The organism is Synechococcus sp. UW69, from assembly GCF_900474185.1.
GTDB lineage: Bacteria > Cyanobacteriota > Cyanobacteriia > PCC-6307 > Cyanobiaceae > Parasynechococcus.
This window is the reverse complement of the sequence record NZ_UCNW01000011.1, coordinates 169,030-188,466: the sequence shown is the minus strand read 5'-3', so window position 1 is coordinate 188,466 and position 19,437 is coordinate 169,030. Positions and strand designations below refer to the sequence as shown.

Genomic DNA, 19,437 nt, shown 5'->3' with positions numbered 1-19,437 from the left:
AAACCAAAAAATACAAATAGCTCGTAGCAAATATTACTCAAATGCGTAATCAGAGAGGCCAGGTTGTCCTTCGAGGCCCCGAGACTCCCTCAATTCCGATAAGTCAAATGGCACTGTCTGATTATTCCTCCGAACTGATTGCAACCGCACAATCCCTTGCCTCACCTGGCAAAGGAATTCTTGCTGTTGATGAGTCCACCAAGACGATCGGCAAGCGTCTTGGCTCCATCGGAGTGGAGAACACCGAAGCCAATCGACAGGCCTATCGGGGGATGCTCTTCACCACAGCGGGGCTCGGAGATTTCATCAGCGGAGCCATTCTTTACGAAGAGACCCTCTTCCAAAACCATGCTGACGGCGAGTCCATGGTGAACAAGCTGGGCAAGCTCGGAATTATTCCCGGCATCAAAGTCGATATGGGCCTGAGGCCTCTGGGTGGTGCCAACGCCGTCGAGACGCTCTGCACTGGTCTTGATGGGTTGGTCGAGCGTGCTGCTGACTATTACGCCCAGGGCGCTCGCTTCGCCAAGTGGCGTGCTGTGCTGCAAATCACGGCAGATGGCTGCCCTTCAGCCCTCTCTGTTCGCGAAAATGCTTGGGGTTTGGCCCGTTATGCCCGCTCGGTTCAGGAATCCGGCCTTGTTCCCATCGTGGAGCCTGAAATCCTGATGGATGGCAACCACAGCATCGAAACCACCGCTCGAATTCAGGAACACGTCATTCAGGAGGTGTATCACGCTTGCTACGCCAACGGTGTCTTGCTTGAAGGAACCCTGCTGAAGCCCTCGATGACGGTTCAGGGCGCGGACTGCCCAGACAAGGCAGACCCTGCAAAAGTCGCAGCCATGACAGTGCGAACCCTCGAGCGCAGTGTCCCTGCCAGTGTGCCCGGCATTGTGTTCCTGTCCGGAGGCTTGAGTGAGGAAGCTGCTTCGGTGTACTTGAACCACATGAACAGCATTGAGCGCAAGGCCAAGTGGAACCTCGGCTTCTCCTATGGCCGTGCCCTGCAGCACTCTTGCCTCAAAGGTTGGGCTGGTACTAACACCGAAGCTGGCCAGAAAGCACTGTCTGCAAGGGCCCAAGCCAACTCTGAAGCCTCACTCGGCAAATACGTGGCTGGCTCTCAGCCTTCGTCGGATGAACAGTTGTTTGTCGCCGGTTACACCTACTGATAATGAATCGAATTTCACCAAGCCCTGTCGTTTGTTTGGATGGGCTTGGTGACAATTTGAACACAAATAGGTAAAGTCGTCGCCCGGCGGAGTCTTTCCGTCAAGGTTCCGTATCAGATTTTTCCTATGGCGCTCGTTCCGCTTCGGCTTTTGCTCGACCATGCCGCCGAAAACGGCTATGGCATCCCTGCGTTCAACGTGAACAATCTCGAGCAGGTCCAGGCCATCATGGAAGCGGCTGACGAGACCGACAGCCCCGTGATCCTCCAGGCGTCCCGCGGTGCCCGCAGCTACGCCGGCGAAATTTTCCTTCGTCACCTGATCCTGGCCGCGACCGAGACCTATCCCCACATCCCTGTGGTGATGCACCAGGACCACGGCAACGCTCCTGACACCTGCTATTCCGCTGCCATCAACGGTTTCACCTCCGTGATGATGGACGGATCCCTGGAAGCCGACGCCAAGACTCCCGCCAGCTACGACTACAACGTCAACGTCACCAAGCAGGTTGTTGACTTCGCCCACTCCGTCGGTGTGAGCGTTGAGGGTGAGCTGGGTTGTCTGGGATCCCTGGAAACAGGTAAGGGTGAAGCCGAAGACGGCCACGGTTTCGAGGGAGAGCTGTCCAAAGACATGCTGCTCACCGATCCTGCTGAGGCAGCTGACTTCGTCGCTAAGACCAAGTGTGATGCTCTGGCTATCGCTATCGGTACCAGCCACGGCGCTTACAAGTTCACCCGCAAGCCCACGGGTGAAGTGCTGGCCATCAGCCGCATCGCTGAGATCCACAAAGCCATCCCCAACACCCACCTGGTGATGCATGGCTCCTCCTCCGTTCCCCAGGAATGGCTGGAGATGATCAACAAGCACGGTGGTTCCATCCCCGAGACCTACGGCGTTCCCGTTGAAGAGATCCAGGAGGGCATCCGCAATGGTGTGCGCAAGGTGAACATCGACACCGACAACCGTCTGGCCTTCACCGCCGCTGTGCGTGAGGCAGCCATGGCTGACCCTGCCAACTTCGATCCCCGCCACTTCAACAAGCCGGCGCGGAAGTACATGAAGCAGGTCTGCCTCGACCGCTACCAGCAGTTCTGGGCTGCCGGCAATGCCAGCAAGATCCAGCAGCAGAGCATCACCCACTTCGCCGGCCTGTACGCCAAGGGTGCTCTCGATCCCAAGGCTGCTGTCGCCGCCTGATTCAGAGATCAATCTCCAGCAGGGGCCCTTCGGGGCCCCTTTTTTTGTGGATGATTGATGCCAAAGCTCATGGAATCTGGACTTCCAAGTCCAATCGATTGTTGTTCCTACGGTTCTCCGCTTCGATCACAATCTCCTCAGGATCTGCGATCACTGTGATCAGCTGCTTGCCGCTTGGGAGGGATAACGACAAGGTGAATTCCTCATCGTCGCCTGCACTTAACCAGGGGATCCTGATGTAACGACGACAGCTGTAGCGGTCATTAATCACAACGGCCACGCCAACGTCGCTCACGTCCATTTCCCCTGCATTCACAACACGAAAACGAATCATTCCGTTGTCGAAGCTCAAGTCTTCAACGGCCATATCGCTTCCAAGGGCACTGAAAGTCTGGAGTGGATACAGCCAAAGGCGTTCCAATTGTTTGAGTCTGGTTGAAGCATGTTCATGGTGAAGATGTCCTCCATAGGCCAGATCAGTGCTGCATCCATGGAGATGCAAGTGGGCGCCTGGCTGAGGAACGGTGACGCGCCCCAGCTCCGGTTCGGTGTCAAAAAAACCACAGCAATCCCACTGCATCGCGCGTCCCAGATAGCGGATTGGATCGTTGGTTTTCTCCGTAGGTTGCGGCGCCAGTCGGTAGTGCTGAAGCATGTCGTAGATGCTTTGACCTGCGGTTGATGATCCCGCTTCACTTGCGGCGACTTTCATGTTGCGCCGCTGCTGACCCATGCAGAGCTTGGAGGCCACGGTGATCACGAGTTCATGCCAGTGGGTCAACATCCGCACTCCGTAGATGGGAGCCGACTCAAGGGTTCCGGAGCGTTGTCCCTGGGCGATTGCTTCTGCCACCAGTCTTTGCAGAGGCGCTTCCTCCGTGGGTCCGAGCGATTCAATCGCCACAGGGCGACGCAGGGTGGATGCATCCCTTGTGAAGCACACATATGGGAAGTGACCACTCCCATCGCCAGGAGAGAGTTTGATGATGCTGCCGTCATGGGCCACGCAACGCCAGATGGCTGATGTCGATGAGCTGTCCTGCAGAAAGGTCAGCTCTCCGTTGTCAATGCTGGTCGTGGTCCCAAGCCCAAGCACGTCGCCCTGCAGGGGAATCCGCTCCAGCGGCAAATGTTCGCGGACATCACCCAGGATCAGATCGGACACCGTGTTCGCGATGGTGAGGTCGGCCACGAGGGTCAGCTGCTTTGGTCCATCGCTAGCGGCAAAGCCACCGAAGGACCAGCGTTTTGCCAACAGATCAGGGAATCAGGCTGAGAAGGCCCCGCTGGCCATCCAGTTGTGCTTGTGATCCCAGAGGTAAAGCCTCGTTGGGGCGACCATGGCCCACCGGCAGATTGAGCACTAGGGGAATGCCAAGATCGCCCAGGCGTTCCTCAAGGATCTCCTCCATGGTGAAATCACCGGGGAGGATGTCGTCTTTTGCCCAGCTGAAGCGACCGCAGGCCACCCCCGCCAAGTGCTGCAAAAGGCCAGCGCTGCGCCATTGGGTCAGCATTCGGTCCACCCGGTAGGGCGCTTCTCCAACGTCTTCCAGCACCAAAATGGCCCCCTTCAAAGAGGGAAGCCAGCGCGTTCCGATCAGATGGGTCGCCACGGTCAGATTGGTGACAACCAAAGGGCCGCGAGCGATCCCCCGCCGTCTTGGCTCTCCCTGCAGAGGTTCCACCGGACGTCCACGGAGCAGATCCACCGTCCGTTGCCACTGCGCATCTGTGCCGCCGCTGGATCCATGGATCCCCCCAGGCAGGCCGGCGGCCCATTGGGCCAGCAGCAGGGAGCTGGTGTCAGAGAACCCAAGGCTCCATTTTGGATGTCGTGGAAAGCGGAATCCGGCTTCGAGCACGCGGGCGGCCCCCCAGCCACCTCCGACGGTCAGCACAGCATCAACTGTTGGATCATTCCAGGCAGCCGTCAGATCGCTGCTCCGCTCCCGGTCGGTTCCGGAGAAATAGCGCCACTGACGGGTGACTGCTGCTGGGATCTCCAGATGCCAGCGCTGTTCATCACAGCGCTCGAGCAAGAGTTTCAGATCGGTGTCTGGATCCATCCATGTGCCGGGGTTCACGGCGCGGATGCGTGCTCCAGGTTTCAGCGGTGCCAACCTCCGCTGGGCGCTCATGGCCCGGGGGGGGAGCAGGGCCGTGACGACAGTGGATGCAATGGTGGATGCCCCTGAGATCAGCAGCGTCCGGCGGCTCTGCATCAGCCCAGCAGGGCCTCCAGCATGCGTCGGCCGTCGGTTCCTCCAGTCGCAGGATCACAGGCCCGTTCCGGGTGGGGCATCAAGCCCAAAACGTTGCCGCTGGTGTTGGTGATGCCGGCGATGTCTGCGATTGATCCATTGGGATTGTTGCCGTAGCTGAGGGCAATGGCGTCTTCGTCCTGAAGCTGTTTCAACGTGTCATCACTGCACTGATAACGGCCTTCCCCGTGGGCGATCGGCAAGGTCAGCGTTCCGCCCCCGTCGCTGTACCCCTGCATCCAGGCCGAGCGCTGACTCACAACCTTGAGGGGCGTGTTCTCACAGATGAAGTGCAGATCCCGGTTTCTGGTCAGTGCTCCGGGCAGCAGCCCAAGTTCCGTCAGTACCTGGAATCCGTTGCAGATCCCGAGCACGCGACCGCCCCGGGCTGCAAAGTCAATCAGCGATTGCAGGGCTGGTGCGAAGCGTGCAATGGCACCGCAACGCAGATAGTCGCCGTAACTGAACCCTCCAGGCAGAACGATGGCGTCAAAGCTGCTCAGGTCGGTCTCTTCATGCCAGACCCGGCGTGTGCTCAAGCCCAGGCATCCCTCCGTTGCCCATTGCACGTCCCGATCACAGTTCGAGCCCGGAAAAACGATGACCCCGATGCTCATGAGTGGTTCAGCTCCAGAGTCCAGTCCTCGATCACCGGGTTGGCCAGCAGTCGATCACTGAGCAATTCCAACTTGCGGCGGGCCTCCGCTTCATCGGGGGCCTCTATCTCTATTTCCACGGCTTTTCCGATCCGCAATTTGCTGAGGCCTTCCACCCCAAGACGTTCAGCGGCACCACGCGCGGCTTCTCCGGCTGGATCGAGCACAGAGGGGCGCAGACGCACAAGGACGCGGGCTTGAAAACGCGGCACGATCAGCAACTGGTCTGATCGAATCCTGACAGACACCAAACCCTGAAGAGATCTGGTGCCCCCCACGGGCGTGACAGTCGCCCGTTCGCATGGTGAGGAGGAGTCCTTTCGCCAGCGTGCTGCCCAGCGAGTGTCTGTGTTTCACATCAAGCTCTGGACAGCTGCTCTACTGATAATCGGTAGTTCAGTCGGCGGCACGTCCGTTGCAGCGGCATCGATGCGCTGCCGGATCGGAGAGCAGGCCTGGAGTCCATGCCGCATGGTCGCCGCGACTCCTGGACAGCGCTGGGTGTTGACCTGGGATCAGCAGCGCGTCGAATTCGTCCATGACGGAACTGGTCAGATGATGATGCGGGTTGGTCAGAACCAGGCGTGGCTGCAGGTGCAACCCTCCTGGACGGCGGATCGCAGTCTCTGTTGGGGCGCTGTCTGCGCCCATGGGGCCATCCCTCTGGAATGAAATCGTGGTGATAGACCTGTGGAGAGGGCAGATTCCCGATGGCTGTTTTTTCTCTCCCCTGTTCCAGCTGCGGAACACCTGTTGAGATCCCAGGCCGTTACGGCTTCAAGTTGAAAAATGCAGGCATTTCCAACACGGTCTGCACCAGCTGTCGTCAGGAATCATTTTTGGCGTCGCGGCGCGACAACATCTCCCAGCAGATCACTCTCGGAACAAGTGCGGATCAGCGTCGCTTGATTCCTTTCACGGCGGCTGTGGCTGCGTTGGCCTTGTTGATTGGTGGTGTTGTCTGGCGTTCGGCAGCCCCGACCCATCAAGACGCTTTGCCAGTGAGTGAATCTCCCTCTAAGTAGAGCGTTTGGCTTGGGAAGGCAAATTCAATGCCTGCTCGGGCAAAAGCATCCATGATTGCGAGGTTGATCGCTTGCTGATCATTTAATGCAACGGTGAAATCTCGGGTGTCGATGTAATAAACAAGCTCAAAATTCAGACTTGAATCAGCAAATTCGGTGAAGTGACAGCGATTGAAGGTGCTGTGCTTCTGAGAATCGATGATGGTTTGAATCATGGTTGGGATGGACTTCATCTGATCGACAGTTGTGTCGTAGGTGACGCCAATCGAATAGATCATGCGGCGTTGCGCCATTTCGGCGAAATTAAGGATGGTTGAGCCTGTGAGGGTTGAGTTGCTCATCACCACTTGTTCGCCACGCAGGCTTCGCAGATGGGTGGAGCGAACACCGATTCTTTCCACTGTTGCTGATGTTGAGCCCACCGAGATGAATTGACCAACGGTGAATGGCTTATCCAGAAGAATCATCATGTAGGCAAACAATTCCTGGGCCGGCTCTTTCAAGGCCAAGCCAATGCCGATACCGCCGGCGCTTAACAAGCCCCAGATCACGGTCATCTTTACACCGAGGCTCTGCAGCAGCACCAGGGTGCCGATGCCCCAGATCACTGCTCTTAGTAGTGGGAGAAGACTTTGAAATAAATGCTCAAGATCTTCTGCACCTGAACGTCGGGCGACCCCCGTCAGAAAGCGAGCGCCGACACGGTTGACAAACCTGATCAGAACGATTGTTCCAACAAGTCTTAGTGCTGTGTCGTAGGCACGCTCAACGTTGATGGGCAGCCCAAGTTCTTTTTGCGTGAGGATCAGGACGACGACAATTCCGAACGGAATGATTGAATCCGCAAGGGCATTTAGGACAAAGTCGTCGAAGTTGGTTTTGCTTCTCTTGGTGAAGCGAGGAAAGATTTTCCTGCACAGAAAGGACAGGACCAGGGTGGCAGCGATGCCGATCAGGATTTTTATCAAGAGCTCACCAAGACCCATGCCTTCCGCCGTTGTTAAGGCTGAATTGTGGAGTGCCTGGTGAGAGCTGGCAAGAACCTCTTCGCTCAACGGCGGCGAAGCACCAGAGTCAGGTTGTTGGCGGGCATGGGCACCACGTCGTCGGTTTTGAACCCAGCGCTGGCGGCAAGAGACGTGACCAAGCTCACCTCTCTCAACCCCCACTGGTTGTTCCGCTCCCTTAGCGATCTGTCGAAGGCGGCATTGCTCGCGCTCGTGTGGGCGCCATTGCGCATGAAGGGGCCGTAGATGATCAGTGGGGCGCCGCTGGGCAGCAGCACGGCAGATTCTTCGAGCACCGCATTGGTGCAGTTGGCTGGACTGATGTGCAGCAGGTTGATGCAAACCACAGCGTTCAGTGACGCTCCAATGGTTTGGGGGAGGGGCCAGGGTCGTTCCTCAACATCAAGATTGAGGGCTGCTGGCATGACATTGCTCAGGCCTTGGTGGCGGATCCAGGCGTCGATGCTGGCGCGATGGTCTGGATCCGGATCGCTGGCCTGCCAGAGCAGATTCGTGAACCGCTGTTGAAAGCAGACGGCATGTTCTCCACTCCCGCTGGCCAGTTCCAGCACAGCTCCTGCAGCGGGCAGCAGCTGGCTCAGCAGATCCCCGATGGGCCTGCGATTGCGTTCCGTTGCCGGAAAAAAAAGCCGTTGGTCCATCGTTATTCCTGACAGGGGACAGCGTCTTGGCTGCAGTGGAGGCGCAGATCGGCTAGCCAGGCCTCCAGCGCTGCGAGGGCATTCGGTTGCAGCCGGTAGTAAATCCAGCGACCGCTTTGCCGATCGGTCAGTAGCCCTGCTTCGCGAAGCACCCTGAGGTGAAAGGAGAGTTTGGACTGGGGGAGATTGAGATCCCCCGTTAAATCACAGACGCATCGTTCCCCCAGCGCCAGTGCATGAATCACCTTGAGGCGGATGGGGTCGGCCAGTGCTTTGAGCATCTGCCTCGACTGCTCGACATTAAGGGTGTTCTGCATCACAGGAGCAGCATCCACCGATCTGTTTTGATCAACATAATTTGATTGATCAGTGGGGTTGCTATGCGCATCGGTATCAACGGGTTTGGACGGATTGGTCGTCTGGTGTTTCGGGCTCTCTGGGGTCGGCCTGGCATTGAACTGGTGCATGTCAATGATCCCGCTGGTGACGCTGCAACGGCGGCTCACCTGCTGGAGTTCGATTCCGTCCATGGTCGTTGGGATCGGGGGATCGCCAGCAGTGCCGATGGTTTCACTGTGGAGGGATCCGAGCTCACCTGGTCCAGCGAAAAAGATCCCACGGCTGTGCCTTGGATCGATCGGGGTGTGGAGATGGTGCTGGAGGCCAGCGGAAAGATCAAGACGCCGGAGACCCTCAACCCCTACTTCGAGCAGGTGGGCCTGAAGCGTGTGGTGGTGGCCTGTCCGGTGAAGGGTGTTGTTGCCGGTGAGGAGGCGCTCAACATTGTTTATGGCATTAATCATCAGCTGTATGAGCCAGCGCGGCACAAATTGGTGACGGCGGCCTCCTGCACCACCAACTGCCTGGCGCCGGTGGTGAAGGTGGTGCACGAAAACTTTGGGATCGAGCACGGACTGATCACCACCATTCATGACATCACCAACACCCAGGTGCCGATCGACTCCTTCAAAAGTGATCTGCGCCGGGCACGTTCCGGACTGACCTCACTGATCCCCACCACCACCGGGTCGGCCAAGGCGATCGCCATGATCTTCCCCGAGCTCATGGGCAAGCTCAATGGCCATGCCGTGCGCGTTCCCCTGCTGAATGGTTCCCTCACTGACGCGGTGTTCGAGCTCAAGCAGAACGTCACGGTGGAGCAGGTGAATGCTGCTTTCAAAGCTGCAGCCGATGGTCCGCTGCACGGAATCCTCGGCTACGAGGAACGCCCGTTGGTGTCTTGCGACTACACCAACGACAACCGCAGCTCGATCGTCGATGCCCTCTCGACGATGGTGGTGGATGACAACCAGCTGAAAGTGTTCGCCTGGTACGACAACGAATGGGGCTACAGCTGCCGCATGGCCGACCTCACCTGTCATGTGGTGGAACGCGAGTCATGAAGCTCTCGCCGCTGCAGCAATACGGCATCGTCACCGCCAACTATTGGGCCTTCACGCTCACCGACGGTGCCCTGCGGATGTTGGTGGTGTTCCATTTCCACCAGCTCGGCTACACCACCCTCGAGATCGCCGCTCTGTTCCTCTTTTATGAATTCTTTGGGGTGGTCACCAACCTGTACGGCGGTTGGATTGGTGCCCGCTATGGGCTTCGGCTAACCCTCTGGATGGGCACGCTGCTCCAGATCCTTGCACTGCTGATGTTGATTCCCGTCACAGCTGGGTGGCCGAAGCTGTTGAGCGTGGTTTACGTGATGGTGGCTCAGGCGATCAGTGGCATCGCCAAAGATCTCAACAAGATGAGCGCCAAAAGTGCCATCAAGACTGTGGTGCCCGAAACCCCAGAGGATGAACAGCAGGGGCAACAAAAGCTGTTCAAATGGGTGGCGATCCTGACGGGATCGAAGAATGCTCTCAAGGGTGTGGGCTTTTTTCTGGGTGGGGTGTTGCTCACCGCTTTTGGCTTCAACGCCGCCGTGGGCTGGATGGCCGCGGGCCTTGCCCTCGCCTTCCTGCTGACCCTGGTGCTGCCGGGGGAGATCGGAAAGATGAAGTCAAAACCAGCGTTTGCAGCCCTGTTCTCCAAATCCCAGGGCATCAATGTGCTGTCTTTGGCGCGCTTCTTTCTGTTCGGTGCCCGTGATGTCTGGTTCGTGGTGGCCTTACCGGTGTTTCTGGAGGCTTCCTTGGGGTGGAGCTTCTGGGAGATCGGTGGCTTCCTTGGCCTTTGGGTGATCGGTTACGGCATCGTCCAGGGAACAGCTCCTGGTCTACGAAAACTCTGGGGTCAGACCGCTCCGCCTGGCGTGTCCGCCGTGCAGTTCTGGAGTGCGCTTTTGACGGCGATCCCGGCTCTGATTGCTGTTGCGCTTTGGCGAGAGGTTGATGTGGCGGTTGCTATCACCGCCGGCCTTGCCGCCTTCGGTGTGGTGTTCGCGATGAATTCGTCCATCCACTCCTACATGGTGCTGGCCTACACCGATGCGGAGAGTGTCAGCCTCAACGTGGGCTTCTATTACATGGCCAATGCTGCTGGGCGCCTGGTGGGAACCATGCTCTCTGGAGCGGTGTTCATGCTCGGGAAGACGGAGGCCGCTGGCATGCAGGCCTGCCTCTGGGCATCGTCACTGCTGGTGTTGTTGTCATGGGTCAGCAGCCTCAGACTGCCGGCTGTGCGAAATGCCCCAGGATGAAGAGGATTGCTGCAGCACTGTTGATGGCTTTGGCTCTGCCGCTTTCGAGTCGCGCAGAGTTGCAGCCGGTTCGGGTGTTGAGCATCAGCAACGCGCAGCAGCTGCTGGTTGAGTTGGATGGTCAGGGGAGAGCGGTTCGGCTGGCTTGTCTCCAGGCTCCGCGACGGAGTCAGACGCCATGGGCAACGCGTGCATCGGTGGCCATCAGTGCCTTAGTGAAGGTCGGAGACCAAGCTTTGTTTGAGCTCCGCTCACGCGATGTGTACGGACGCCTGGTGGGACGCCTCCTGATCGATGGGGAAGATCTCGGTGCTGCCTTGATTCGTCAAGGTGCGGTTGTTGCCTGGGATGGCTTCCTTGGACGTTGTGATGATCTCGATTATTCCGTTCTTGAAACGGAGGCGGCCTCTGCAGAGCTTGGGGTCTGGTCAGCGCAACCTCCGCTCGAGCGTCCTTGGGATGTGATGGAACGGGAAGGTGGTGGTGAACCCTGAATTTCTGCTGAATATCGCTGCATTGGTAGGGATTCAGACACCCGAATGCCGGAATTTTCTGCTGAATGGAATTATTCGCTTCCGATCTGATGCGCGATGAACCTGGCAGCCCTGATTGTCGTTTGGTGATCGACGCCAAGCGATCCCTGGAAGATGTGCTGCGTTTGATCGCTGATCTGCCCCACACCGATCACATGCGGCGGCAGCTTCTGTCGGTGTACAACCAGTTGGAAGGCATGCACGACTTAAAACGGAGTGGTGGTGCCAATGTGTCGTTTCGCTCTGCCGATTGGAGTTCCTCGGCGAAGTGATGCTGGTTCGGCCGCTGCTGATCAGACTTTGAGCAACTGATTCCGTTCAGTGGTCTGGGGGGTCGCTTTTTTCTGTGTGCTGGCGATCGGCAGTTGTCATTGGCTGGCCAGTTTGGTCTTCTCGCGTCCAGAGCAGCATCAGCAACGCTGGGCGTCGGTTGGAGGTGGGGCTGGCTTGGCCTATGTGTTTCTCCATCTCCTGCCGGAGTTGGCAACGGGGGGATCTGAACTTTCGGACGCTCGGGGTCTCATCGATTACGTGCCGACACCTCTGGTGGAGGCTTTGCTGTTCCTGATTGCCCTCTTGGGCGTCCTGGTGGTTTTCAGTCTGAACGTGGTGATGAAGCAAAGGGAAGATGCACCTCCTTTTGCGGTGTGGTTGCAGCTCTTCAGCTTTGCGGCGATCAACTATCTCTATGCCTATTCCCTGCCATCACTCATCACAACCGGGATTGGTTACGGCATCTTGTTCACTGTTGCGATCAGCGCCCACGTTCTGTTGACGGACCGCTACGCCGCGGTGCACCATCCTCAGCGATTTCGCCGTCGGAATCGTTGGATTGGAAGCGCCGCCCTTGTTGTGGGGGCTTCTGCACGCCTTGGTGTTTCATCCCGTGGATGCGCTCACCCTGGCCATCGCGACGGCATTCTTGGGAGGAGGGCTTTTGATGGCGGTGTTTCGCGATGAATTGCCTGACGCCCGGCAGGCTCGTCTTCCCTGGCTCTTGGTGGGATGCGGCGGCATGGGAGGGCTGCTGCTGCTCCAACTCCTTCGCCATGGCCATTAATGCGCGTCACCGATAAGGTCAGGTGTCGCCTTCGCTTCCTTTAGAGATGTTTGAAAACGACCGCCGTCCCGCTTGGCTGAACTGGGTGTTTCTCGGGATGTTTCTTTGGTCGTCTTGGCAGCTCTTTGGCTTTTGGTCCCAGCGGCTCAGCGGTTGAGCGTTTGAAACTTGGATTGATGCGGTGCTCTTAGACAAGGGCGCCGGTCAGACGCAGGGTTCCCCACAGGTCGAAGACACAGAAAATTAGTCCGATCACGATGATGTCCCAGGCCTTATGACGCAGGGCCCAAGGAGCGAGAAACAATTCAGCAATCCCGTGGAGTGCTGTGCCCATCGCGATGTGCTCAAGCACCAGCAGGCCATGGGCCAACAGGAACAACGCACTGGCGATGCATCGCATTAGGACTTGCCAGGAACCGAGCAAAACCCGCAGGACTGGATGGTCCGACACCTTAAAGCGTGCTGACGTCTCGACTCAAGCCCAGTGAGTACTTCGGGTGAAGCCTGCTCATTTGCTATCAGCACTTAATTCTGTGACGTTATTTCTCCAGGGTTGAGGTAAAACTTTTGATCGCTAAATTTCAGCTATCTCTCTTCGAGTTCCTCGATGCGTCTTCAATACTGGATTGGAGAGCAACTTAGAAAGCACAAAGAGTTGCTCTATAACCTTGGAGCGATTTCGTCCTATGCATCCATGCTGACATTCTTTTGGCATGGGATCGGCATGATTCTTGCAAAGGAGCATCCAAAACACACCTTGGTTGTGTATGCCGGGTTGACGTTGTTTTCGATTTTGGTGATGGCACCCTATAAGTGGGATAAGAAATGGATGCGTATCAAGACATCGGTTGGAATGTTGGTGTTTGGCTTTTCGCTGCTGATCTATTTGTTCTGCTTCATTGTTTATTGACGAGGCTTTAGGTATCAGCATCGGATTGGTGTATCCCGATATGTAGTTCGGTCCTGTTCGATTGCAGTTGCTTTTGCAGTTGCTTTGTCTCAGTGAGATCGGGTTGAGCCCCCATTGGTTTCCCCGGTTGGCTTCCTGGTGGGGGGATTCAGGGTTTGCTGAAGCCGCTCAGGTGCACAGAGGCGGTCGACATGCGACGATGCCTATGCACCTTAATGCTGCTTTATAAAAAAGAGTATTGATTTGGTTTAAATATTTTTTAGCTCCGCTTGTGCGCAGGAGAGCCCTTCAGTCTTTGTAGGGATAGTGGTTGGGAACAAAGAACTGTTCGTTGAAGGGAGGTCGCTTGTAGCCGCCTTGTTTTGGACGTTTTGGCATCTTGATCGGTTCTGGTGTCATGTCTTCATAGGGCACCTTGCTGAGAATGTGGCTTAGGCAATTCAGGCGAGCGCGACGTTTGTCATTGGCTTCCACGGTGAACCAAGGTGCTTCTGGAATATGCGTCTTGGAAAACATGATGTCTTTCGCTTTGGAGTACTCCACCCAGCGATTGCGCGACTCGATGTCCATAGGACTCATTTTCCAGCGCCGCTCTTCGTTATCAATGCGTTCCTGGAAACGCTTCTCCTGCTCATCATCATTGATGGAGAACCAGTATTTCAGCAGCAGAATTCCGTCCTGCACCAGCATTTGCTCAAACCGGGGGCAGGACACATAGAACTGCTCGACCTGTTCGGCGCTTGCAAAACCCATGACCTTTTCCACCCCGGCCCGGTTGTACCAGCTGCGATCGAAGACGACGATTTCTCCAGCACCGGGGAAGTGCTCGACGTAGCGCTGGAAATACCATTGGCTTTTCTGATGCTCTGACGGGGTACCCAGGGCAACCACCCGACAGCCCCTTGGGTTCAATGGTTCCGTCAGACGTTTGATCGATCCTCCCTTGCCTGCGGCATCCCGTCCTTCAAACAGGATGATCATGCGAAAGCCCGTGGCTTTCACCCAGTACTGCATCTTGACCAGTTCTGTCTGGAGTTTGGCCAGCTCCTTTTCGTAGATCTTTTTGCTCAGCCGTTTGTGCTTGTTGGAAAAGCCCTCTTGTAGCTCCACCATGAGTTCCTGAGGATGGTCGATATCGCCATCGCTGTAGTGATCTATGGCCTCGAGTACGCCTGTGAAGTCATGTTCTTTTGACTGGCGCATGCTGGAGGTGGATCTTTCTTCTGTTTTGGCAGGCACGCCGTCAGCGGGCACGATCCGGGCCGATTTTTTACGGAATTACGGTACTTTTCGTCTCATCCCTGGGGAGGTTGATGATGACGCCAAATCGTCCTGGGTCACCGTTCCCTTGCCGGAAATTGATCTTTCCCTCATGGGTGCGGACCACATGATTCACGATGGCCAGCCCTAGGCCGCAATGGCCTTGACGTCCCCGTGCCGAATCCAGGCGTTGAAAGGGTTGCAGAGCACGTTCCCAATCACTGCTGGGTATCCCCTCGCCCTGGTCCCAGACTTCAATCGCTACCTCTGATCCCGTCTTTCGTAGGCGAACGACAACTGGTGTGGTGCCATAACTGAATGCATTGTCGACCAGGTTGCTCACGGCGCGCCCCAGGGCAATCGGTCGAATTCGCGCGCTGATGGAACTGAGTTGGAGTTGCAGCTGGTTACTGGGCTGTCCAGCAACCGTTTCAGCCAGCCACTGATCCAGCGGACAGACGACATACTCCTCGCGTTCACCGCCTCCGGCGTACAGCAGAAACTGGCCTGTGATCCGCTCGAGTGCATCCAGATCGCTTTGGCAGCGCGTTCGCTCATCTGCGTTCAGCTCCGGCATCGACAGACGGAACTGCAGCCGCGTCAAAGGTGCCCGCAGATCGTGGGCGATGCCCGCCAGCATGGTGACGCGCTCCCTCTGAGCTTCCGCGAGCCGACGCACCATGGCGTTGAAGCGTCGCGAGATTCGCCGAACCTCTGGAGCCCCCTGCTCCGGGACTGGATCGCGGTCGTTGTCCTCCCCCACGCGGGAGACCGCGTCCTCGAGCTTTCGAAGGGGACGGGCGACATCAAGGAGTAGGTAGAGCACCCCAGTGATCACGACAGCACTCACCAGGGCCAGCAGCAGGAGCATCGGTTGCGGCGGCCAGGCGCGTGCCATCGGTAGGGGTGTGCGCAGCCAGACCGGTTCCAGCGGAGAAAACAGCTCAATCCAAACCTCGGGCGTTCCAGACCTGTTGGGGGCTGGTCGGAGCTCAGGGCAGTGCGTCAGGCGAGAGCAGAGCACCTGTTGCAGTTCCTGGCGCCGCTGGGCCATCCCCTGCGTCTCTTTGGTTGGTCTCGATGGTTGTTGGCTGACCAGCAGTTCCAGACCGGTGAGCTCGCTGATCAGTGCGGGGGGATAGCGCTCCAGGGTCAATTCAGTGAGGCGCACGTTCAACGCCAGATCTCGACCCAGCTGCAGGGTCTGGATGCGTTCCAGTTGCCGCCCGAACAGCACCTGCAGCACCAGTAGGGCCAGCATCCAACTGGCCAGAAGCGTCGTACCCCAGACACCGAAGCGGGCTAGTCCACTTGTTATCCCCCGTTGGCTGGGCATCTCAGCGGGATCTCGGCGTGCCATCCGGGACAAAGACATAGCCATATCCCCAAACCGTCTGCACGTAGCGGGGCCGGCTTGGATCCGGTTCCACCAACTTGCGCACCCGTGACACCTGAACGTCCATGCTGCGGCTATCGGTGTCGCTGCCGGGACCTCGGGCGAGTTCGATCAGGCGCTCCCGGGAGAGGGGCCGATGCGGGTGGCGAACAAAGGCGGCCAGAAGACTGAACTCACCACTGGTGATCACAACCGGTTGATTGTTCTTCAGCAACGTGCGCGAGGAGAGATCCAGCTGGTTGTCTCCAAAACCGACGCACTCACCACCTTCCACCGGTGTTCCTGCCGGCAATGCGTTGCGCCGTCGCAATACGGCTTCGATCCGGGCCGTGAGTTCCCGAGGTAAGAACGGTTTGGCGATGTAATCATCTGCGCCCTGCTCGAGGCCGATGATCCGATCAACACCGTCGGCACGGGCGGTGAGCATCACCACAGGGAGATCATCTCCGGCATCCCGCAGTCTCCGCAGCGCCGTCAGGCCATCATCGCCGGGCAGCATCAGATCAAACACCACCAGGTCTGGGCGTTGGCACTCCAGACGCGCTTCGAATTGCTTTACATCGCAGAGACTGCGTACGTCGTATCCCTGATCCATCAGGTACGTGCCGACCATCTTTCTCAGTTCCGGGTCGTCATCCACCACCCAGATCATGGTGTCCTTGGCCATGTCCATCAGCGGTTGGGCTGATGGTATGCAGTGGCTAAGCCTCTGTCCCTTTCCGGTAGGACCCAGTCACAGCTGATCAGGCGTCGGTCATCCATCAGTCATCGTCAGAGATGCCCAAGCTCCATAGGCTGGCGTCATGAATGCGCTGACCGCCATCCGTGTGCTCGGGCCGTTGGCATTCGTGGTGAGTCCCTTGGCACTGCAGGCTGGCCCGGGCAACAAGACCATGCGTGTTTACAGCGCCAGGATGGAAACATTGTTCATCCGCTTGGACGTCAACAGTGATGGTCGACTGGATGCGTCTGAAGTGCAGGGACGCCGTGGGCTGAGCCGTCGGCTCAAACGCCAGAACAATCGTTCCTATCTTCTGCTGGAGGATCTACGTCTCCAGGATTCATCGCCCAGTGGGCCAAGGCTCAAGCAGCATTTCAGCCAGGCCGACCGCGACCGGAACCGTGGCTTGGATCGACGGGAAGCCAAACGCATCCCTTGGATCAGTCGCAACTTCAACGTTTTGGATCGTGATCGGGACGGAACCGTGACCTTGCAGGAGTTGTGGAATCATCAGCGCTCCTTAGCTCCGCGTCAGCGCCTTCCTTGATTGGGGGGAGACACCACCAGTCGGATGATGCGAATCAACCTCCAGAGAGCACCAAGCAGGAGCACTCCAGCCAGAAGCGCAATAGCAGTGATCAGCACGATGGCGGCAAGCCTGAGCAGGGCCTCCAGCAATTGCTGGACGCCGCCAATCAGATCATCGATGGCTTCACTGACCAGCAGCATGATGTCGACCTGCTGGGGCAACTGCTGCAGCAGCACGACGAGGCCCGCTGCACCAGCCAGCATCAGCACGACGACAGTGAACTGACGCAAGACTGGGCCGTAGGGAAACCGACGCCGGGGCCGGAAGACTCGCCGCTGATCGAGTTTGCTGCTCCGGCGTGCCTTCTTCATGGCCTGGTGCGGATCAGGGTGCCGTCACTCCGGCGATTCTGAAGCGTGTTTCCTGCACGTCAACGGTCTGACTGCGTTTCCGGCTTCTCCACGGGCGCTGCAGCTGGCGATGTCTCCTTGATCTCCTGAGGCAATGGAACCAGCCATGCGGTCGCAATGGAGCATGCCAGGGCGACCCCAGCAAGAAGTGGCGGTCCTAGGCGTTTCTGCAAAGGAATGCGATCGACGATCTCCTGGCGCTGCAGGGGCCGGTCCTCGGGAAACGTCCAGGTCAGCTTGACCCTGGTGTCGATCCGCAACTGATCGAGGCAGCGCACCAGGTCAGCCAATTCAGCGTCATCGAGCTTGAGCTGAAGCGGCTCAACGCCCTCTCGGCTGCTGCGTAGTTCCAGCAGATGGTTTGTCTGATTCGGCCCGATGCTCACAAAACCGCTCTCCTGGCCAAAGCGGCGTTGCACTCCAGATAAGCGATGTCTGGCGTAGGGCATCACTGCTGCCATCAGGGCCTCGAGATGATCCCGCGTGCCTTCCAGTTCCGGTGCTCCCACCAACTGCAGCCGCCAGGACGAGAGGATTCCGACCGCATCACTGGAATGCCCGGCGGAGAGATCTGGAAAGCCCTCCACCACAAGCCGTGCTGCCGTTTGTTCGTATTGGTAGGTCGTTTTCAACATGGTCGGCCTATGGAGTGGGATCGAGCAAGGTGGCGCGGAGCCGATTGATTCCACCTGGGCCTGCGCAGAACGCCAGGGTGCTGATCAGCTGACGGTGCAGAGCTCCCGCCGGCTCCATCTTGAGAAGGCGAACCACGGCTTCCCGCCGCAGATTCATTCGCTCCTCAATAAGGTCCCGCAGACGCTCGTGGAATAACTGCCAACGCTGTTGAGTGAGCTGTTCCGGCTCGCGGCTCGACAGGAGTTGGTGGAGCATCGGATACAGCCGCTCCGACATGGCACAGACCAGGCAGATCAGGGATTCGGCATCGACAGGGTCGAGCTGGTCCCGGCAGGTGGTGCGCCTCAGGGGGTTGTGACAACGCCGCTTCCAGAGCTCAACCCGGTTAGGGAATTGAGCCTGGAGGCCCATCTGCTGGCTGGTCCAGACCATCGCCTCGCCACCATTGAGGTCGAGAGCCTCGATGGTCAGCAACAGCAGATCGAGACGCTCAACGCCCCGTCGGCTAAGTCGTGCACCCCCTTGGAGAATGCTGGACGATGGAGCTTCAGTCATGGCTGCGATGATGCCAGGGGCCATGCCATTGCGTCACCTGGATTTGGATCTTCAGTCGCACATTCGCTCAATTCCCGACTTTCCCAAGCCTGGAATTTTGTTCCGAGACATCAACCCGCTTCTGCGATCACCAGAGGCCATGGCTGAAGTGATCCGGCAGCTGGGCCGGGTGTGCGATGAGGTGAAGCCTGATCTGATCGTGGGGATCGAATCCCGGGGTTTCATTTTTGGGGCTCCTCTGGCCAGCGACCGACGACTTGGCTTCGTGCCTGTGCGGAAGCCCGGAAAGCTTCCCGGTGAGGTGGTTGGTTTGGATTACGCCCTGGAGTACGGCACCGATCGGCTAGAGATCCAAGCCGATGCCTTTGAAAATTCGCCGCGGGTGCTTGTGGTGGACGATCTGCTTGCCACGGGTGGAACGGCTGCAGCGACGGGACAACTGGTGGAGCAGGCCGGTGGTTGCTTGGTGGGTTTTGCGTTTGTGATCGAGCTGGAGGGGCTTGGTGGGCGCCAAGCGTTGCCCGCAGGTCAACCCGTGGAAGCGTTGTTGCGTTACGGCTGACTGTTCTGCCAGTCGAAGACCTCTTCGAGCTGGTTCAAGCTCAACAAGCCAAAGCTCCAAAGCACGATCGGCAGTGGGGCCTGTTCCAGTTCCGCCTGGCGTTGCCCCAGTTCAAGGGCACTGGGGCTCAGTCCCAGCCGACGCTGAAGAAATTGCAGCAGGGAGTCGGCTGGTGGAGGTTGCCGATGGCTGCACAACACCATGGTCTTGACCGGCGCTGCTA

General features: G+C 58.0%; 27 protein-coding genes. 12 read left to right on the top strand and 15 right to left on the bottom strand.

The window, feature by feature from the left end:
* The first annotated feature begins 107 nt into the window (after window positions 1–107).
* The gene (locus DXY29_RS11865) at window positions 108–1,175 is read left to right on the top strand and encodes a class I fructose-bisphosphate aldolase (protein WP_115025232.1); all 1,068 of its coding nucleotides are present in this window, start codon (window positions 108–110) and stop codon (window positions 1,173–1,175) included.
* A 126-nt stretch (window positions 1,176–1,301) separates the two neighbouring features.
* Window positions 1,302–2,375 (top strand): class II fructose-bisphosphate aldolase, encoded by a 1,074-nt coding sequence (fba, locus tag DXY29_RS11860; protein WP_115025231.1) that lies wholly within the window; start codon window positions 1,302–1,304, stop codon window positions 2,373–2,375.
* 67 nt (window positions 2,376–2,442) lie between these two features.
* Here fba and DXY29_RS11855 read toward each other — a convergent pair whose 3' ends face one another.
* Genes DXY29_RS11855 through purS form a run of 4 tightly spaced genes read right to left on the bottom strand, consistent with a single transcriptional unit; the run spans window position 2,443 to window position 5,507 of the window.
* Window positions 2,443–3,630: a CARDB domain-containing protein gene (locus DXY29_RS11855; RefSeq protein ID WP_244279388.1), complete on the bottom strand. Its 1,188-nt coding sequence runs from the start codon at window positions 3,628–3,630 to the stop codon at window positions 2,443–2,445.
* Between the two features lie 4 nt (window positions 3,631–3,634).
* A complete protein-coding gene (locus tag DXY29_RS11850; protein WP_115025230.1) occupies window positions 3,635–4,600 on the bottom strand; it encodes an LD-carboxypeptidase in 966 nt (321 codons plus the stop codon).
* Window positions 4,600–5,256: a phosphoribosylformylglycinamidine synthase subunit PurQ gene (gene purQ / locus DXY29_RS11845; RefSeq protein ID WP_115025229.1), complete on the bottom strand. Its 657-nt coding sequence runs from the start codon at window positions 5,254–5,256 to the stop codon at window positions 4,600–4,602. The genes DXY29_RS11850 and purQ overlap by 1 nt, the downstream gene beginning before the upstream one ends.
* Complete coding sequence (gene purS, locus DXY29_RS11840) at window positions 5,253–5,507, bottom strand: phosphoribosylformylglycinamidine synthase subunit PurS (protein WP_115025381.1); 255 nt, start codon at window positions 5,505–5,507, stop codon at window positions 5,253–5,255. Before purS ends, purQ begins: the two co-directional genes overlap by 4 nt.
* A 55-nt stretch (window positions 5,508–5,562) precedes the next feature.
* Between purS and DXY29_RS11835 the strand changes: the two genes are divergently transcribed.
* Together DXY29_RS11835 and DXY29_RS11830 are read left to right on the top strand one after the other, a co-directional pair.
* Window positions 5,563–5,967, top strand: a complete 405-nt coding sequence (locus tag DXY29_RS11835; RefSeq protein ID WP_226422374.1) for a hypothetical protein — start codon at window positions 5,563–5,565, stop codon at window positions 5,965–5,967.
* Between the two features lie 38 nt (window positions 5,968–6,005).
* Window positions 6,006–6,320: a Tat pathway signal protein gene (locus DXY29_RS11830; protein WP_115025228.1), complete on the top strand. Its 315-nt coding sequence runs from the start codon at window positions 6,006–6,008 to the stop codon at window positions 6,318–6,320.
* On the opposite strand, the gene DXY29_RS11825 is transcribed toward DXY29_RS11830, so the two are convergent.
* From DXY29_RS11825 to DXY29_RS11815, 3 genes are read right to left on the bottom strand one after another with little or no spacing between them, the layout of a single operon-like run.
* Window positions 6,281–7,375: a mechanosensitive ion channel family protein gene (locus DXY29_RS11825; protein ID WP_371411088.1), complete on the bottom strand. Its 1,095-nt coding sequence runs from the start codon at window positions 7,373–7,375 to the stop codon at window positions 6,281–6,283. The genes DXY29_RS11830 and DXY29_RS11825 overlap by 40 nt on opposite strands.
* Entirely contained in the window at window positions 7,372–7,989 is a 618-nt protein-coding gene (locus DXY29_RS11820; protein WP_115025226.1) for a DUF938 domain-containing protein, read from the bottom strand. The genes DXY29_RS11825 and DXY29_RS11820 overlap by 4 nt, the downstream gene beginning before the upstream one ends.
* A 2-nt stretch (window positions 7,990–7,991) precedes the next feature.
* Window positions 7,992–8,306 carry a helix-turn-helix transcriptional regulator gene (locus DXY29_RS11815; RefSeq protein WP_166017367.1) on the bottom strand — a complete coding sequence of 105 codons (315 nt, stop codon included), beginning with the start codon at window positions 8,304–8,306 and terminating at the stop codon, window positions 7,992–7,994.
* Between the two features lie 63 nt (window positions 8,307–8,369).
* On the opposite strand from DXY29_RS11815, the gene DXY29_RS11810 reads away from it, so the two are divergent.
* The 5 genes from DXY29_RS11810 (at window position 8,370) to DXY29_RS11790 (ending at window position 12,135) form a co-directional block, all read left to right on the top strand.
* Window positions 8,370–9,392, top strand: coding sequence for an ArsJ-associated glyceraldehyde-3-phosphate dehydrogenase (locus DXY29_RS11810; protein ID WP_115025225.1), 1,023 nt, complete (start codon window positions 8,370–8,372; stop codon window positions 9,390–9,392).
* Entirely contained in the window at window positions 9,389–10,642 is a 1,254-nt protein-coding gene (arsJ, locus tag DXY29_RS11805) for an organoarsenical effux MFS transporter ArsJ (RefSeq protein WP_115025224.1), read from the top strand. Before DXY29_RS11810 ends, arsJ begins: the two co-directional genes overlap by 4 nt.
* Window positions 10,639–11,136 carry a thermonuclease family protein gene (locus tag DXY29_RS11800; protein WP_115025223.1) on the top strand — a complete coding sequence of 166 codons (498 nt, stop codon included), beginning with the start codon at window positions 10,639–10,641 and terminating at the stop codon, window positions 11,134–11,136. Before arsJ ends, DXY29_RS11800 begins: the two co-directional genes overlap by 4 nt.
* 89 nt (window positions 11,137–11,225) lie before the next feature.
* Window positions 11,226–11,447, top strand: coding sequence for a hypothetical protein (locus tag DXY29_RS11795; protein WP_041435027.1), 222 nt, complete (start codon window positions 11,226–11,228; stop codon window positions 11,445–11,447).
* A 49-nt stretch (window positions 11,448–11,496) separates the two neighbouring features.
* A complete protein-coding gene (locus DXY29_RS11790) occupies window positions 11,497–12,135 on the top strand; it encodes a hypothetical protein (protein WP_244279387.1) in 639 nt (212 codons plus the stop codon).
* 287 nt (window positions 12,136–12,422) lie between these two features.
* Here DXY29_RS11790 and DXY29_RS11785 read toward each other — a convergent pair whose 3' ends face one another.
* Window positions 12,423–12,635: a hypothetical protein gene (locus tag DXY29_RS11785; protein WP_170951270.1), complete on the bottom strand. Its 213-nt coding sequence runs from the start codon at window positions 12,633–12,635 to the stop codon at window positions 12,423–12,425.
* Window positions 12,636–12,842: 207 nt separating this feature from the next.
* On the opposite strand from DXY29_RS11785, the gene DXY29_RS11780 reads away from it, so the two are divergent.
* Window positions 12,843–13,145, top strand: coding sequence for a hypothetical protein (locus DXY29_RS11780; protein WP_115025222.1), 303 nt, complete (start codon window positions 12,843–12,845; stop codon window positions 13,143–13,145).
* A 288-nt stretch (window positions 13,146–13,433) separates the two neighbouring features.
* On the opposite strand, the gene ppk2 is transcribed toward DXY29_RS11780, so the two are convergent.
* The 3 genes from ppk2 to DXY29_RS11765 all read right to left on the bottom strand — a co-directional run bounded on the left by ppk2 (window position 13,434) and on the right by DXY29_RS11765 (window position 16,468).
* Window positions 13,434–14,348 carry a polyphosphate kinase 2 gene (gene ppk2, locus DXY29_RS11775; protein WP_115025377.1) on the bottom strand — a complete coding sequence of 305 codons (915 nt, stop codon included), beginning with the start codon at window positions 14,346–14,348 and terminating at the stop codon, window positions 13,434–13,436.
* Between the two features lie 67 nt (window positions 14,349–14,415).
* Window positions 14,416–15,741, bottom strand: a complete 1,326-nt coding sequence (locus tag DXY29_RS11770) for an ATP-binding protein (protein ID WP_115025376.1) — start codon at window positions 15,739–15,741, stop codon at window positions 14,416–14,418.
* A gap of 1 nt (window position 15,742) precedes the next feature.
* Window positions 15,743–16,468 (bottom strand): response regulator, encoded by a 726-nt coding sequence (locus DXY29_RS11765; RefSeq protein ID WP_170952223.1) that lies wholly within the window; start codon window positions 16,466–16,468, stop codon window positions 15,743–15,745.
* A gap of 136 nt (window positions 16,469–16,604) precedes the next feature.
* Between DXY29_RS11765 and DXY29_RS11760 the strand changes: the two genes are divergently transcribed.
* Complete coding sequence (locus tag DXY29_RS11760) at window positions 16,605–17,069, top strand: EF-hand domain-containing protein (protein ID WP_115025221.1); 465 nt, start codon at window positions 16,605–16,607, stop codon at window positions 17,067–17,069.
* Here DXY29_RS11760 and DXY29_RS11755 read toward each other — a convergent pair.
* Genes DXY29_RS11755 through DXY29_RS11745 form a run of 3 tightly spaced genes read right to left on the bottom strand, consistent with a single transcriptional unit; the run spans window position 17,054 to window position 18,652 of the window.
* Window positions 17,054–17,422, bottom strand: coding sequence for a hypothetical protein (locus tag DXY29_RS11755; protein WP_115025220.1), 369 nt, complete (start codon window positions 17,420–17,422; stop codon window positions 17,054–17,056). The genes DXY29_RS11760 and DXY29_RS11755 overlap by 16 nt on opposite strands.
* Window positions 17,423–17,481: 59 nt before the next feature.
* A complete protein-coding gene (locus DXY29_RS11750; protein ID WP_115025219.1) occupies window positions 17,482–18,096 on the bottom strand; it encodes a DUF4335 domain-containing protein in 615 nt (204 codons plus the stop codon).
* Between the two features lie 7 nt (window positions 18,097–18,103).
* Window positions 18,104–18,652 carry a DUF3038 domain-containing protein gene (locus DXY29_RS11745; RefSeq protein ID WP_115025374.1) on the bottom strand — a complete coding sequence of 183 codons (549 nt, stop codon included), beginning with the start codon at window positions 18,650–18,652 and terminating at the stop codon, window positions 18,104–18,106.
* A 7-nt stretch (window positions 18,653–18,659) separates the two neighbouring features.
* Between DXY29_RS11745 and DXY29_RS11740 the strand changes: the two genes are divergently transcribed.
* On the top strand, window positions 18,660–19,214 hold the full coding sequence (locus tag DXY29_RS11740) for an adenine phosphoribosyltransferase (protein ID WP_115025218.1): 555 nt from the start codon (window positions 18,660–18,662) through the stop codon (window positions 19,212–19,214).
* Here DXY29_RS11740 and DXY29_RS11735 read toward each other — a convergent pair.
* On the bottom strand, window positions 19,205–19,417 hold the full coding sequence (locus tag DXY29_RS11735) for a DUF2949 domain-containing protein (RefSeq protein ID WP_115025373.1): 213 nt from the start codon (window positions 19,415–19,417) through the stop codon (window positions 19,205–19,207). The genes DXY29_RS11740 and DXY29_RS11735 overlap by 10 nt on opposite strands.
* Between the last annotated feature and the right edge of the window lie 20 nt (window positions 19,418–19,437).